This window comes from Neptunicella sp. (assembly GCF_048268085.1).
GTDB lineage: Bacteria > Pseudomonadota > Gammaproteobacteria > Enterobacterales > Alteromonadaceae > Neptunicella.
The window spans coordinates 1-14,766 of sequence record NZ_JBLWWF010000011.1 but is presented as its reverse complement, the minus strand read 5'-3'; the positions used below and the strand labels follow the sequence as shown (position 1 = coordinate 14,766).

Below are 14,766 nucleotides of genomic sequence, written 5' to 3'. Positions count from 1 at the left end.
ACATCAATTGAATCGACGATGAAAGATAACCAATTGCCATATATTTTGTTAGTATGAATCGATTTTTTAATAGAGGTTCAAAGATGTTTTCCACTTTACGATACAACAGATTGAAATGGGCATGTCGTCGCGGAATGTTAGAGTTGGATGTGCTGTTTATGCCATTTGTGGAAGAGCCCTTTAGAAAGCTGTCAGAGCAGCAGCAGGAAGTTTTTGAACGCTTGTTAACCTGTGATGATCCAGATCTTTATGCTTGGTTTATGGGGCATCAAAGCTGTGATGATCCTGAATTGGCGGCCATGGTTAAACATATTTTAGATCGTGTCAAAGTATAGAATTGTCATTTCTCCTTCACTGCATTGCCGGCTATTTCAATTATTGTCAGGCAGTGTGTTGTTGGCCTCTATCTGGTGCTGGAAAGCAGATTTGTTTGCCGCCCAATGGATATTACAGTCATCACTGAGTTTATTGGTGATCATTTTTATTGTCGGGTACTTGCGCAGCCCCGGACTCAAGGCCACCGTTTCGGTGGATGAAAAAGGTGAGTGGATTTGGCTTGAACAACAGACTATGTGTACTGTTACTTCTGCCTCCCGTGTTTCATCTTGGTTATTGTGGATATGTCTTAGTTCACCTACCGATAAAAAAGTACAATGGCTGTGGATATTCAAAGATGCGGTCAGTGATCAGGACTATCGACGATTAGCCAGAATAATTATGCGTATGCAACAAAAGGATGATTGGTGAGTATTCAGCAGAGGCAAGATAAACCGGCGCATATCGCGGGATTGTTTTTTAAGGCCGCGATTAAAAAAGGCCAACATTCGGCAACAATGAGTTTACCTTTGTCGCGTATTCACCGACAAAATATGCAAATTACCCCCCATCATTTCAATGGTTATTGTGACTGTATTGGCTGGACATCACCACAACAACTACCACCAACCTATTTGCATGTGCTTGCGTTTCAGATGCAATTAGAATTGATGGTACAAGCTGATAACCCTTTTGCAGTAGTGGGATTGGTACATATTGAAAACCAGATTGAACAATATCGTCCGATCAGCATTGATGAACACTTCGATATTGTTTGTTCATTAGATAACTTACAGCCTCATCCACGTGGATGGCAGTTTGATGTCGTTACCCAGGTCTTGATTGATAATCAACTGGTATGGCGAGGAGTAAGTACCAATTTAAGCCGTGCTAAAAGCAGCTTGCGTAAGGCCAGCCAAGCCAAAATACATCGATCTATGAATGTGCTGAATCAATTTACGCTGCCGGCCTCACTGGGCAGACAATACGCCAAATATTCAGGCGATTATAATCCGATTCATTTGTTCGCATTAAGTGCCAGGTTGTTTGGGTTTAAGCAGCAAATTGCCCATGGCATGTGGAGTAAAGCACGCTGTTTGGCGGCATTGTCAGATCAATTGCCGGACGCGTTTAAGGTACAAGTGCAGTTTATGCGGCCAGTATTTTTACCGACTCAAGTGGAGCTATATCACTGCCATGATAATCTCAATCAGCATTTTGAATTGACGCAAATTGGCCGCAAGACTGTGCATTTACAAGGGACGATAAGCTCAATAGATTAGTGCTGGTCCCGGATTAAACCCAGGCAGAATTTAACCATTGGCTTGTTATTGAGGTTAAGGTTGCAATATGGATGGTCCACTGTTTTCTAGCGGATTGGGATAATCCAAATTGTAATGCAATCCGCGACTTTCTTTGCGCTGCATCGCACATTTGACGATTAACTCAGCCACCGTGACCAGGTTACGCAATTCGAGTAGATTATTACTGACCCTGAAATTGGCGTAGTAATCGTGAATTTCATGTTGTAATAACTCTATTCTTCGCTGAGCGCGTTCCAATCGCTTATCGGTGCGCACTATTCCCACGTAATCCCACATAAACAGGCGTAGCTCGTGCCAGTTGTGTTGAATAATCACTTCTTCGTCGGAGTTGGTTACTTTACTTTCATCCCAGGGCGAAATCGCTATTTCCACGCTTGATTCGCTTAAACGACTAATAATATGTTCCGCTGCAGAATGGGCAAAAACAATACATTCCAGCAGTGAATTACTCGCCATGCGGTTAGCGCCATGCAGTCCGGTATAAGCGACTTCGCCGGCGGCATACAGGTTGTCCAGATCGGTGCGAGCATCGGTGTCGGTCATGACCCCCCCACAGCTATAGTGTGCCGCTGGAACAACAGGAATAGGCTGGCGGGTTATATCAATACCGAGTGAACGGCACTTGCGATAAATCGTCGGAAAATGTTTAACGATAAAATCAGCCGGTTTATGGCTAATATCCAGATACATGCAATCGGCACCGAGGCGTTTCATTTCAAAATCGATGGCGCGGGCCACGATGTCACGTGGTGCCAGCTCCAGTCGTTCATCAAATTTATGCATAAAACGCGTACCGTCAGCATGGCACAAATACGCTCCTTCACCACGCAGTGCTTCGGTAACCAGAAAATTTCGTGCTTCAGGATGATATAAACAAGTGGGATGGAATTGATTAAATTCCATGTTGGCGACTCTGCAACCTGCGCGCCATGCCATGGCGACGCCGTCACCACTTGAAACGTCGGGATTGGAAGTATACTGATAGACTTTGCTGGCGCCACCTGTAGCTAATGCGGCAAAGCGACAGCGGATCACTTCCACGTGTTCCTGTTTACGGTTCCAGACATAGGCGCCGAGGACACGTTTTTTATCCTTGGGATCGTTAATTAAATCAATCGCGTTATAGCGCTCAAAAATATGAATATTGGGATGTTCCGATACGGCATCCACTAGGGTTAACTCTACCGCTTTGCCGGTGGCATCGGCAGCATGCAAGATACGTCGATGGCTATGACCGCCTTCCCGAGTTAAGTGATAGCGTTGGTCGCCGTTTTCGTTTTGTTCCTGATCAAAGGGCACGCCGTAGCCAATTAACCATTCCAGACAATGCTTGGCACGGGAGGTCGTAAACCTCACTACATCAAGGTTACATAATCCAGCACCGGATTCCATGGTATCTTGAATGTGATATTCCACCGAATCTTGCTGATCAAATACTGCCGCAATTCCACCTTGCGCGTAATAGGTAGAGCTTTCTGAAATGATGCCTTTGCTGAGCACGATCACATTGCAGTGATCGGCCAGTTTTAATGCCATCGATAGTCCAGCAGCACCGCTGCCAATAATTAAAACGTCACAACGATGTTCAACAGCTTGATTCATAATGTAAACTTAGGGGGCAATATGCCAGGTAGGGATTGCGTCGATGTTTGTCATGGTAATCATGGATAAACAAATTACAATTGAAATAATCGTATATATGATGCTTTTTTAAGAAAAAATACAAAATCATCAAAATAAATCGAACTTATTACATAACACAGAGTCTATTCATTGAGCTTGCATGGGCCAAATGCAGTTTAGGTTGGAGTTCGTAGGGAGTATTGGCTCACATGAGCGAGCAGTTAACAGACCAGCAAATTGTTGAACGAGTTCAGCGAGGCGATAAAAACGCTTTTAATTTACTGGTAATAAAATATCAGCATAAGGTGACCCATTTGGTGTCACGTTATGTACGAAATTCAGGTGATGTGGCCGACGTGGCCCAAGAGTCTTTTATTAAGGCTTATCGGGCATTAGCAAACTTTCGTGGAGAAAGTGCGTTTTATACATGGTTGTACCGTATCGCAGTCAATACTGCTAAAAATTATTTAGTCGCACAAGGCCGTAAGCCACCATCAAGCGACGTGGATGCGGATGAAGCAGATTATTATGATGGCAGTGATGCACTAAAAGAGCATGCATCGCCAGAACGAAAATTGATGTCAGACCAAATGGAAACAATGGTATTTGACACTTTGGACAAGTTACCGGAAGATTTACGTATGGCAATCACCCTGCGTGAATTGGAAGGTTTGAGCTACGAGGATATTGCAAACGTGATGGATTGCCCTGTGGGGACGGTTCGATCGAGAATATTCCGGGCACGTGAAGCAATTGATAAAGTGGTTCAGCCTTTATTAGAGCGTTAACCAAAACTCAGGATTTTTTATGACGCAGCAGAAAATTGAAAGCCTTTCAGCATTAGTGGATGGAGAGCTCCAGAATGAATCTATTTTGGACGAACTGTCACAATATCCTGAATTAATGCAGAAATGGCAGGGTTATCATCTTGTACGCGATACATTGCGTAAAGAGCTGCCAGCACAACTGGATTTTGATATTGCTGCGAATGTTGCACAAGCATTGGCAGATGAACCCACCTTACTTGCTCCGAAGAAATCAGCATGGCGTGATTGGCCGGTTATCGGTAACGTGGTTCCTCTGGTGCGTAATGCAGGACAATTTGCGATTGCCGCTTCGGTTGCTGCCGCAGTGATTTTTGGAGTTCAATCTTATAATAAACCTGTTGAAGTCGAGCAGTCATTTAGTGCGCCATCGGATTATTTGGGTTTAGGTGTGCAGGGCGGCTTATCACCAGTGAGTCTTGAACAATCACGGGCGGTTCCCCGTCAGGACATACAAGAACAACGTCGGCAGGTTATCGCGTTTCTAACCGACCATCAGCAACAAATGCGTCGTAAAACCAGTACGCTTGAAAATACCCCTTTAGCACCGGTAGATGAAACTACCGTGCAACCCAAAACAGCCTCTGAGGAGCCTGAAGTTAAATAATGATTCGATATTTGAGTATCATTTTTATTTGTATTGGTTCGGCAGCTTCGGCTGCCGAATTGCCTTCTGGCGATAGTGCTGAGTCTTGGTTAGTTAAAATGGCCAATTCGTTACGCAGTATGAATTACGATATGTCATTTGTTGTCTTGCAACCTTCTTCTGCGGTGGAGCCTTACCGTTGGCGTCATGCTATTGTCGATGGTAAAGAGATGGAACACTTAAGTTTGCTCAATGGCCCTGGCCGAGAAATTGTTCGGGTGGGTAACAAAGTGAGCTTTTTTGAACCTAATGTGCCAGCGTATTCATTGGAATCAGATATTATTAATGGTCCGATACCGGCGATTTTATTTCACCAGCCACTGGAGTTGGAAGATGCTTACAATTTTGTGTTGGTAGGACGTAGTCGTATTTCCGGCCGTTCAACCCAACAAGTTCGCATTGTGTGCAAAGATAAAAGTCGGTACGGCTTTAATCTGTGGTTAGATCAGGAAACGGGTCTATTGCTGAAAATGGATATGGTCGATCCGCAGGGCAAGATTATTGAACAAATTCAAACCACTTCGTTAAATGTCACAGAACAACCCGCTGAAATCTTTTTACGTATCGAAGAGGCTAAATTGCCAGAGGTGGTTCAAACCAACTCGCATAACCTTGAGTCTCACCAATGGCATTTGGATTGGTTGCCTGAGGGGATGGTTGAAGTGAAACGCGATACCCATCGCCTGTCAGTAACAGGACAGATTGTTGATTATATTTTATTGAGTGACGGTCTGGTGGATGTATCGGTTTATTTGCAACAAGGCGATATGGCTGAAACCGGAAAAAACCTGTATCGACATGGTGCAGAGACTTATTATTCCTATCATCAGGGCCCATTGGAAATCACTATTGTGGGTAAACTGCCAGTCCAAACTGCTGATCGTATTGCACAATCATTATCAATACGGAGTAGCGTGCAGTGATCGAAGAAATGGGCGTGATTACTGCTATCAACAACGGTCAAATTCAAGTCGAAACCCAGATAAAATCGACCTGCAGTGGTTGTCAGGTTAATAGCCATTGCGGAACGGGTGTGGTGGCCAGGGCTTTATCCCCAAAAACGCAACAGTTGATACTTGATTGCCAACAACAAGTACAAGTAGGCCAGCAGGTTAAATTGGGAATTCCCGAGCAGACATTGTTGGGAGCATCCGCACTAGTGTATTTGATGCCAGTGTTAGCACTATTGATCACGGTAATGGTGACCCAGCTTTGGTTCAGTGAAGGATGGGTTATCCTGAGTGCCTTGATGGCGTCAAGCCTAAGCTTTATGGCAGTGCGTTTGTTTTTACAACGTCAACCGGAGCAGTATCAGCCGCAACTTATTGCGGTTATTCCCCAGCCTATATCTGTTAAGCAAGTTATTTCCTGATACGATTGCAGGGAAAAGTCATCGTGCTTAAATCCCCACAACTGATCACTTAGTGATTAGGATTGGTTTAATGTGCAAGATAGATCGCAAATGCGCGCATAAAACGGTAAAATCAGCGCCAATTTTTATTTGTGTATAACTTCCGGATGACGGTTAGCTTTATCAGCAGCCGTTACGGCGTCATTAAGTAGTAGGTAAATGTCAGATAACTCCATGCAACACAAGCACATACGTAACTTTTCTATAATCGCCCACATTGATCACGGTAAATCTACCTTGTCTGATCGTTTGATCCAGCACTGTGGTGGTCTGACTGAACGGGAAATGGCCGCGCAGGTGTTGGACTCCATGGATATTGAACGGGAACGTGGGATCACTATCAAAGCGCAAAGTGTGACGTTAAATTACACTGCCAAAGATGGCGAGACCTATCAATTAAACTTTATTGATACCCCCGGACACGTGGATTTTACCTATGAAGTTTCACGGTCACTAGCGGCTTGTGAAGGTGCCTTGTTAGTGGTTGATGCCGGACAGGGGGTTGAAGCGCAGACTCTGGCAAATTGCTATACCGCTATCGAAATGGATATGGAAGTGGTACCAGTACTGAATAAAATTGATTTACCTCAAGCCGAACCGGATCGAGTCGCCGAAGAAATTGAAGATATAGTCGGTATTGATGCGTTAGACGCGGTGCGCTGCAGTGCGAAAACCGGTATTGGTATTGAAGACGTATTAGAAGTTATCGTTAAACGTATCCCACCACCGGTAGGAGACAATAATGGCACCTTAAAAGCGCTGATTGTTGATTCGTGGTTTGATAATTATCAGGGCGTTGTATCACTAGTGCGGGTTATGCAAGGTGAGTTACGAGCTAATGACAAAATTAAAATTATGTCTAATGGTCAAATTCATCAAGTTGACAAGGTCGGAATTTTCACCCCAAAAATGACCGAAACCGGTATTTTAAAAACCGGTGAAGTGGGATTTGTTATCGCGGGTATTAAAGAGATTCATGGTGCCCCTGTGGGGGATACCCTGACGTTAGCGAAGGCACCTGCAGATAAAATGTTACCCGGCTTTAAAAAGGTCAAACCTCAGGTTTATGCCGGTATGTTCCCGGTCAGCAGTGATGAGTATGAAGATTTTCGTGATGCACTATCCAAACTCAGTCTGAATGACGCTTCGTTATTTTTTGAGCCAGAAAGCTCTGCGGCATTAGGGTTTGGTTTCCGCATTGGATTCCTGGGCATGTTGCACATGGAAATTATTCAGGAACGTCTAGAGCGTGAATATGATCTGGATTTGATCACCACCGCCCCTACGGTAATTTATAAAGTCATAACGACCAAGGGTGAAGAAGTGATGGTGGATAATCCATCCAAGTTGCCTGCGGTTAATGATATTGAAGACATATATGAACCGATTGTGGAAGCCAATATTTTGGTACCACAGGAGTTTCTGGGTAACGTTATTACGTTGTGTGTTGAAAAACGTGGTGTACAGGTCAGCATGACCTATCACGGTAAACAGGTGGCACTGACCTATGAACTGCCGATGGCAGAAGTGGTAATGGACTTCTTTGATCGCCTTAAATCAACCAGTCGTGGTTTTGCATCACTTGATTACAATTTTAAGCATTTTCAGGTTGCCGATATGGTCAGACTGGATATTCTAATTAACGGTGAGCGTGTTGACGCACTGGCGGTGATTACTCACAGAGATAATTCGATCCGTCGCGGCCGTGATCTGGTAGAAAAGTTAAAAGAACTTATCCCCAGACAAATGTTCGACATTGCCATACAAGCGGCTATCGGGAATCAAATTATTTCTCGTAGCACGGTTAAGCAGTTACGTAAGAACGTAATCGCTAAATGTTATGGTGGTGACGTAAGTCGTAAGAAAAAATTGTTACAAAAGCAGAAAGAAGGCAAAAAACGCATGAAGCAAGTGGGTAATGTTGAGTTACCGCAGGATGCTTTTTTAGCGGTACTTAAAACAGGAAAGTAAATGGCTAATTATTTCTCGATATTCTTGGTGATCTTAACCGTCGCATCCGGCTTAATCTGGTTAGCGGATTCTATTTTGTGGGCACCTAAACGCAAAGAGCGTATTGCATTAGCTAAAGCTAACACTCAAGGTGATGTTGATGACGAAACCTTGGCTGCGGTGGCACCGTTGCCGGGGATTGTGGATACCGCTCAACAGATTTTTCCCGTCATCGCGGTGGTGTTGATCTTGCGTTCATTTCTGTATGAACCTTTTCAGATCCCTTCAGGTTCGATGATGCCCACACTGCTAGTGGGCGATTTTATTCTGGTTGAAAAGTTTAGTTATGGTCTTAAAGATCCGGTGGTTCGACACAAGTTTTGGGATGTGGGAAGCCCTGAACGCGGTGATGTAGTGGTGTTTAAATATCCCGAAGATCCGAATATCGATTATATTAAACGAGTCGTGGGTTTGCCCGGGGATAAAATTATTTATCGCAATAAACAGGTGTTTGTTAAACCAGCCTGTGATTTGCCTGATATGAGCCAATGCCCGGCGTTAGAGCCTGTTGAATTGAATTTTGAAGCCCGTGGTGAATTTTATCATGGCATGGTACCACTGGAACGTTACAGCGAGCAGCTTGGTGATGTGCAACACGATATTCTGAAAAACCCGGCAGCTCAGCGTCTAGTGGAACCCTATTATCAGCAACCCGGTACCCAAGCCGATGAATGGTTGGTGCCTGAAGGCCAGTATTTTGTGATGGGTGACAATCGTGATAACAGTCGCGACAGCCGCTTTTGGGGCTTCGTACCGGATGACAATTTAGTTGGTAAAGCGGTGGCAATCTGGATCAGTTTTGAATTTGATCGTCCCCCAAGCAGCGCTGTGCCGGGCTGGATCCCTACCGGTGTGAGATTTTCACGTGTGGGCGGCATTAAATAGTGGTGCAACGCACAGATCTGAATGCCTTGTTCAACGTATTGGGCTATCAGTTCAAGGATGTGAATAATCTACGTTTAGCGTTGACCCATCGCAGTGCCAAAGGTCAGCACAATGAGCGTTTGGAGTATTTGGGCGATGCGGTGTTGGGAATGGTGGTTGCCGACGCATTATTTCGACGCTTTCCAGATCAGCCAGAGGGGAAATTAACCCGTATGCGCTCCAGTTTGGTCAAAGGAGTCACCTTGGCTGAACTTGGCAATGAATTTGGTTTGGGGGCGTTTTTATTACTTGGCCCTGGTGAATTAAAAAGCGGTGGCTTTCGTCGCAGTTCTATTTTGGCTGACGCGGTTGAAGCCATTATTGGCGCTATTTATTTGGAATCCGGACTTAATGTATGTCAGGAACGTATATTGACGTGGCTTAAATCACGGATTGAACGTCTTGATCCGGATGAGCATCCCAAAGATCATAAAACCCGCTTACAGGAATATCTGCAAGGGCGAAAACTACCCTTGCCCGAGTATGAAGTAGTGGATATTCGTGGTCAGTCACATGATCAGACATTTGCCGTCGAGTGTCGGGTGACAGGCTTGTCGAAACCGATTAAATCTATAGGTTCAAGCCGCCGTAAAGCTGAACAGCAGGCCGCTGAAATGGCCTTGAGAGAACTAAATCATGACTGAAAAAAGCTATTGTGGGCTGGTCGCCATTGTAGGCCGGCCCAATGTGGGTAAATCAACGCTGTTGAACAAATTACTCGGGCAAAAGGTCAGTATTACCTCCAGAAAACCACAAACTACCCGCCATCGTATTATGGGGATTGACACTGAAGGCGCTTATCAGGCGATTTTTGTGGACACGCCGGGATTACACATCGAAGAGAAACGGGCGATCAATCGTTATATGAACCGTGCGGCATCCAGTTCGCTGGATGATGTTGGTCTGGTACTGTTTTTGGTTGAAGGTACCCGGTGGACCGATGATGATCAGATGGTGTTGAACAAAATTAAACAGTCGGGTGTTGAAACCTGGTTGTTGGTTAATAAATCTGACAATGTAAAAGATAAATCAGCCATGATGCCGCATTTACAGTGGTTGAGTGAACAGCATGATTTTAATCATATAATGCCAATGTCTGCAAAATTGGGCAAAAACGTTAAACAACTGCGCGAATTGGTACACCAGCATTTACCAGAAAGTGAACATTTTTATCCGGAAGAATATGTCACGGATCGGTCTCAACGTTTTATGGCATCAGAAATTATTCGTGAGAAATTAATGCGCTTTACCGGTGATGAATTGCCTTATTCTGTCACGGTTGAAATTGAACAGTTTAAACTGTCCGACAATGGTGTGTATCAAATTAACGGTTTGATTTTGATTGAACGTGCCAGTCAGAAATCCATGGTAATTGGTAAAGGTGGCAGCCGATTAAAAACCATTGGCGCAGAGGCGCGTATGGATATGGAACGCTTATTTGATAACAAGGTTTTTCTGGAATTATGGGTTAAGGTCAAAAGTGGCTGGGCCGATGATGAAAGAGCATTACGCAGTTTAGGCTACGGGGAATAACGTTATGAGCATTGAGCATTTATCTGATATTCGACGGGAATATACTCGCGAACATTTGGATATGGATATGCTTGATGCAGATCCCATGGTGCAATTTGAACACTGGTTGCAGCAAAGTATTGACGCCGGTCTACCTGATCCTACCGCGATGACAATTGCCACAGTGGCTCCTGATGGACAACCTTCACAACGGATCGTTTTGTTAAAAGACACCAGTCCCGATGGCTTTGTGTTTTATACCAATTTGGGCAGCCGCAAGGCACAAGAACTTAAAGCCAATAGTAAAATTTCACTGCATTTTCCCTGGCATCATTTAGAGCGTCAGGTCAAAGTCTGTGGTGTCGCTAAGCCGTTGCCGGTGGCGAGGGTTACTCAATACTTTTTAAGTCGTCCCAAGGAAAGTCAGTTGGCCGCATGGGCATCACAACAGAGTAAACCGATTTCCACTCGGCAATTGTTGCTGGCACAATTTGATAAAATGAAGCAAAAATTTGCTGATGGTCAAATTCCGTTGCCAGACTTTTGGGGAGGTTATCAAGTGGAACCTCATGAAATTGAGTTTTGGCAAGGTGGAGAACACCGTTTACATGACCGTTTTGTTTACACTCGGCAGACCGATAACAGCTGGTCCATCGAACGGTTGATGCCGTAGAAAGGGTTCGATGGCGTGTTTAATTAAACGCAACAAGTTCTCTGGCTTGACAATGACGTTCCTGTTATCGACATTGGCTACTAACTATCAACCCTAATCCTGTCTTTTCACCAATGAACAATCTTGTTCATAATGGTTGCTCGGAGAACGCATGTGATCGATAGTCATTGTCATCTTGATTTTGCTGCTTTTGATTCTGATCGTGATGCCGTATTGCAGCACTGTGAGCAATTAGGTATTAACGTTATTGTTAGCCCCGGTACGCAGCAATCTGCTTGGCCACAACAAATTGCATTGTGCCAGCAACAACAGGGGAAGCTGCCAAGTCTTAGATTTGCCCTGGGTTGTCATCCTTATTTTCTTAACTCATTTCAGTCAGGGCATCTTGATCAGCTTAAAAAATTACTCCGTCAACATCGGTCGCAGGTGGTGGCGGTCGGTGAAATTGGTATCGATCAAGCCATTGATATTCCCCTCGAACAGCAAATTGAGGTGTTTGAACAACAACTTAATATTGCCCAAGAATTAGCGTTACCAGTGATCATTCATCATCGCCGCAGTCATCATCTTATTTTGCAATCCATAAAACGTTGTCAATTTGAATACGGTGGGGTGATCCATGCGTTTTCCGGCAGTCAGCAACAAGCTGACGCTTATTTTAATGCAGGGTTCAAATTGGGGGTTGGGGGCGTGATTAGTTATCCTCGCGCGACTAAAACAAGACAGACCGTGTCGGCAATTCCATTGAGTCAAATAGTATTAGAAACGGATGCGCCGGATATGCCGCTTTATGGTCGTCAGGGACAGCGCAATAATCCACAGCAAATCGCCAATATTGTCGCTGTATTAGGAGAGTTAAGAGCTGAATCGACGGCAGAGATTATTCGGGTGACAGATCAAAACTGCCAACAGTTATTCAACCTGTAAAAATCTTAACGCAGTTTGTATTTCAGTTTATAAAAACCACGGGTAAGCAATACGCCAACCAGAAACGCTAAAATCACTAACAGCATGGCCTGATAGAGAATTTCTTGTTGATAAATACGGAAAAATTGTAACACCTGATCACGCCATAACAATACTCGTAAATAGCCAATAACTTTTTGTTGCTGATAGATTTCTTGCACAAATACCAGCAGTCCAGTGTCCTGCTTCGCATCGAACAAGCTGACAATATCATCATCATTTTCAGTACCCACCAGTTTGATACCTTTATCGTCAAATAACGAGACTGAATAGATATGCGGATCGGTTTGCAAATACTGTATCTGTTGCTGGATAGCATCCCAATCGTTGGCGATAAGTTTGTCGGTTAATATTTTGGCATTTTGTTGGCTAATTGTTCGGCCAAGTTGACTGGCTTGCTGTTGTAACTGGTGTTGATCCTGAATCACATTATTCAGCCACAAATAGATAATGATAAATGCGACTGCTACCGCAATCGCAAAATTCGCTAAACGCTTAAAAATGGATAGTCCACTAGGTAGCTCATTGCTTTGTCCGAGAGGAATATCCGGTTTAGTCGTTACCGTATGTGGAGCAGATATATCTGTTTTAATTGGCATAACAGTCTTTAATAAATAGGAAAATACACAATACAAAAACTCACCGCGTTATTCCACTGTTAACTATCATTGCGATTATTAAGGTGGATTGGCATACCGCTATTGGTTAGAATTCGGCCTCATTTTTTTATTGGAGCGTCCGGTGTCGTCTGTTGCTTTTTCCAGTTCACAATTTCAGAGTCATTTTTTTCTGCAGCAATTATGTTCAGAATCCTCTACCTCGCTAAGTGGCTTAACTGAATCTCAGGTTCAATGTCAAAACAGTGAGCAAGAATATAGTCATCAACTTGTTATTGCTGCAGATGGCTTAAGTCTGGCGAAGATCTATCAGGTGCAGCAAGCGCTTCAATCGGTGTTATCTGTCCTGTGTTTTCGTTATTCGGCACGCTCATCCACGTGTCAAACTCAGGCGGTAATCGCGAATGTGGCAGTACATTCAGAACAAGCCGGTGAGGTATTGGAATCCGTTGCAAACCAGACGAGAACAGAATTATTTTTGTTAACAGAACGTCCCCGCTTGTCCCAGCCCGGGTTATTGGTGATGGATATGGATAGCACCATGATCGGGTGTGAATGTATCGATGAAATTGCCTATTTAGCCGGGGTGGGCGAGCAGGTTGCCGAAGTCACGGAGCAGGCAATGCAAGGCAAGCTTGATTTCGCCCAGAGCTTGCATCAGCGCGTGGCTTGCCTTGAAGGTGTGCCTTTGCCTTTATTACAGGGATTGTTGGATAAATTACCGATTATGGGCGGCTTGACGATACTGGTGGCTGAATTGAAAAAAGCCGGTTGGAAAATTGCCGTTGCCTCTGGTGGTTTTACTTATTTTGCCAATCATTTGCGTGATCGTTTTGAATTGGATGCCGCTGTATCAAATGTGTTGGAAGCAGAAAATGACAAGCTAACCGGTAAAGTGGTGGGGCAGGTTGTCGATGCTGCGGTTAAGGCACAAACGATTAAAGAGTTGTCTGACAAGTGGAATATCGAAGCTGGACAAACTATTGCCATGGGCGATGGGGCTAACGATTTATTAATGATGAAAGAAGCAGCCTTTGGTGTGGCTTATCATGCTAAACCCGTAGTACGTCAGCAGGCTAAATTAGCGATTCGCCATTCCGGATTGGATACCTTGTTGCATATTTTTGCCAATTAAAATTTAAGCTGCTTTCGAGGAGTTTAGTTGTTTCACCTGGCATACTCAGCCCAATATCTGCGGGTTGAGTTGCCACACGGTATAATTTAGTACTGCAGCGAAGCTAACCCAGAGTATATAAGGGATTAATAACAGGGCAGAGGCTTTTTGTATTCGACCAAAGCGGAAGAGGGTGAATACGATACAACACCACAGCAATATAATGTCGATAAATGCCCACGCGCCTTTATGCCAGGCAAAAAACAACCAGCTCCACACACTATTCAATCCTAACTGAATTAAAAACAAGGCTAATGCAGGGCGTTTCGCTTGGTTGTATTCACTGCGCCAGACCAGCCACGCGGATACTGCCATCAAGCAATATAATAGGGTCCAGACTGGGCCAAATAGCCATCCCGGAGGCGCCCAGTCAGGCTGGACTAACTGAACATAAAATTCTCTAGCATTTACTGAGGCAATCGCACCGATAGCTGAAGCGCTGAAGCAAATGACCAACCAGCCGATTAACCCCAAAATCTGTTGTTTTTTGTGCATAAATATCATTAACCATTGATTATTGTTGTCGGAAATAAACGCTTCACTGCCAGCCTTGTCGCCATCGACGGGGATCCTTCAGTTCTTGCCAGTCGATAGGGGTAGAACGCTTGGAAATAATGGCTTCAATGACACAATTGATGATGGTTCCATCATTATCATCATATTCAACTTCAGTGATAAGGAAGTGTTTCTCTTTGTTTAATGGCGTTACCGCCGTCCATTAAACAAAGAGAAACACTTCCTTATCA

At 44.3% G+C, this 14,766-nt stretch carries 17 protein-coding genes and 1 pseudogene; 14 read left to right on the top strand and 4 right to left on the bottom strand.

The features are described from left to right. Positions 1 to 83: 83 nt before the first annotated feature. Genes ACTD55_RS10230 through ACTD55_RS10220 form a run of 3 tightly spaced genes read left to right on the top strand, consistent with a single transcriptional unit; the run spans position 84 to position 1,598 of the window. Positions 84 to 335, top strand: a complete 252-nt coding sequence (locus tag ACTD55_RS10230) for a succinate dehydrogenase assembly factor 2 (RefSeq protein WP_438864234.1) — start codon at positions 84 to 86, stop codon at positions 333 to 335. Continuing rightward, entirely contained in the window at positions 322 to 747 is a 426-nt protein-coding gene (locus ACTD55_RS10225; RefSeq protein WP_438864233.1) for a protein YgfX, read from the top strand. Before ACTD55_RS10230 ends, ACTD55_RS10225 begins: the two co-directional genes overlap by 14 nt. Continuing rightward, entirely contained in the window at positions 744 to 1,598 is an 855-nt protein-coding gene (locus ACTD55_RS10220; RefSeq protein ID WP_438864232.1) for a MaoC family dehydratase, read from the top strand. The genes ACTD55_RS10225 and ACTD55_RS10220 overlap by 4 nt, the downstream gene beginning before the upstream one ends. A gap of 54 nt (positions 1,599 to 1,652) precedes the next feature. On the opposite strand, the gene nadB is transcribed toward ACTD55_RS10220, so the two are convergent. Beyond that, positions 1,653 to 3,242 carry an L-aspartate oxidase gene (nadB, locus tag ACTD55_RS10215; RefSeq protein ID WP_438864231.1) on the bottom strand — a complete coding sequence of 530 codons (1,590 nt, stop codon included), beginning with the start codon at positions 3,240 to 3,242 and terminating at the stop codon, positions 1,653 to 1,655. Positions 3,243 to 3,472: 230 nt separating this feature from the next. On the opposite strand from nadB, the gene rpoE reads away from it, so the two are divergent. From rpoE to ACTD55_RS10165, 10 genes are all read left to right on the top strand, one after another. Beyond that, the gene (rpoE, locus tag ACTD55_RS10210) at positions 3,473 to 4,051 is read left to right on the top strand and encodes an RNA polymerase sigma factor RpoE (RefSeq protein ID WP_438864230.1); all 579 of its coding nucleotides are present in this window, start codon (positions 3,473 to 3,475) and stop codon (positions 4,049 to 4,051) included. A gap of 19 nt (positions 4,052 to 4,070) precedes the next feature. Then, positions 4,071 to 4,694, top strand: coding sequence for a sigma-E factor negative regulatory protein (locus ACTD55_RS10205; RefSeq protein WP_438864229.1), 624 nt, complete (start codon positions 4,071 to 4,073; stop codon positions 4,692 to 4,694). After that, the gene (locus tag ACTD55_RS10200; RefSeq protein ID WP_438864228.1) at positions 4,694 to 5,656 is read left to right on the top strand and encodes a MucB/RseB C-terminal domain-containing protein; all 963 of its coding nucleotides are present in this window, start codon (positions 4,694 to 4,696) and stop codon (positions 5,654 to 5,656) included. The genes ACTD55_RS10205 and ACTD55_RS10200 overlap by 1 nt, the downstream gene beginning before the upstream one ends. Next, positions 5,653 to 6,105, top strand: a complete 453-nt coding sequence (locus ACTD55_RS10195) for a SoxR reducing system RseC family protein (protein WP_438864227.1) — start codon at positions 5,653 to 5,655, stop codon at positions 6,103 to 6,105. The genes ACTD55_RS10200 and ACTD55_RS10195 overlap by 4 nt, the downstream gene beginning before the upstream one ends. 213 nt (positions 6,106 to 6,318) lie before the next feature. Continuing rightward, entirely contained in the window at positions 6,319 to 8,115 is a 1,797-nt protein-coding gene (gene lepA, locus ACTD55_RS10190) for a translation elongation factor 4 (RefSeq protein WP_438864347.1), read from the top strand. After that, positions 8,116 to 9,039: a signal peptidase I gene (gene lepB / locus ACTD55_RS10185; RefSeq protein ID WP_438864226.1), complete on the top strand. Its 924-nt coding sequence runs from the start codon at positions 8,116 to 8,118 to the stop codon at positions 9,037 to 9,039. It begins immediately after the preceding gene. Continuing rightward, complete coding sequence (rnc, locus tag ACTD55_RS10180) at positions 9,039 to 9,722, top strand: ribonuclease III (protein ID WP_438864225.1); 684 nt, start codon at positions 9,039 to 9,041, stop codon at positions 9,720 to 9,722. Before lepB ends, rnc begins: the two co-directional genes overlap by 1 nt. Beyond that, positions 9,715 to 10,611, top strand: a complete 897-nt coding sequence (gene era, locus ACTD55_RS10175) for a GTPase Era (protein WP_438864224.1) — start codon at positions 9,715 to 9,717, stop codon at positions 10,609 to 10,611. Before rnc ends, era begins: the two co-directional genes overlap by 8 nt. Before the next feature lie 4 nt (positions 10,612 to 10,615). Beyond that, entirely contained in the window at positions 10,616 to 11,263 is a 648-nt protein-coding gene (pdxH, locus tag ACTD55_RS10170; protein ID WP_438864223.1) for a pyridoxamine 5'-phosphate oxidase, read from the top strand. A gap of 153 nt (positions 11,264 to 11,416) precedes the next feature. Continuing rightward, entirely contained in the window at positions 11,417 to 12,190 is a 774-nt protein-coding gene (locus tag ACTD55_RS10165; RefSeq protein ID WP_438864222.1) for a TatD family hydrolase, read from the top strand. Positions 12,191 to 12,195: 5 nt separating this feature from the next. On the opposite strand, the gene ACTD55_RS10160 is transcribed toward ACTD55_RS10165, so the two are convergent. Further along, complete coding sequence (locus ACTD55_RS10160) at positions 12,196 to 12,828, bottom strand: AhpA/YtjB family protein (protein WP_438864221.1); 633 nt, start codon at positions 12,826 to 12,828, stop codon at positions 12,196 to 12,198. 142 nt (positions 12,829 to 12,970) lie between these two features. Between ACTD55_RS10160 and serB the strand changes: the two genes are divergently transcribed. Next, positions 12,971 to 13,981 carry a phosphoserine phosphatase SerB gene (serB, locus tag ACTD55_RS10155; RefSeq protein WP_438864220.1) on the top strand — a complete coding sequence of 337 codons (1,011 nt, stop codon included), beginning with the start codon at positions 12,971 to 12,973 and terminating at the stop codon, positions 13,979 to 13,981. A 45-nt stretch (positions 13,982 to 14,026) separates the two neighbouring features. On the opposite strand, the gene ACTD55_RS10150 is transcribed toward serB, so the two are convergent. Both ACTD55_RS10150 and ACTD55_RS10145 read right to left on the bottom strand, forming a co-directional pair. Then, on the bottom strand, positions 14,027 to 14,515 hold the full coding sequence (locus ACTD55_RS10150; RefSeq protein WP_438864219.1) for a TspO/MBR family protein: 489 nt from the start codon (positions 14,513 to 14,515) through the stop codon (positions 14,027 to 14,029). Between the two features lie 43 nt (positions 14,516 to 14,558). After that, positions 14,559 to 14,738, bottom strand: a pseudogene (locus ACTD55_RS10145) (TIGR02450 family Trp-rich protein); the annotation flags it as partial. Positions 14,739 to 14,766 lie beyond the last annotated feature (28 nt).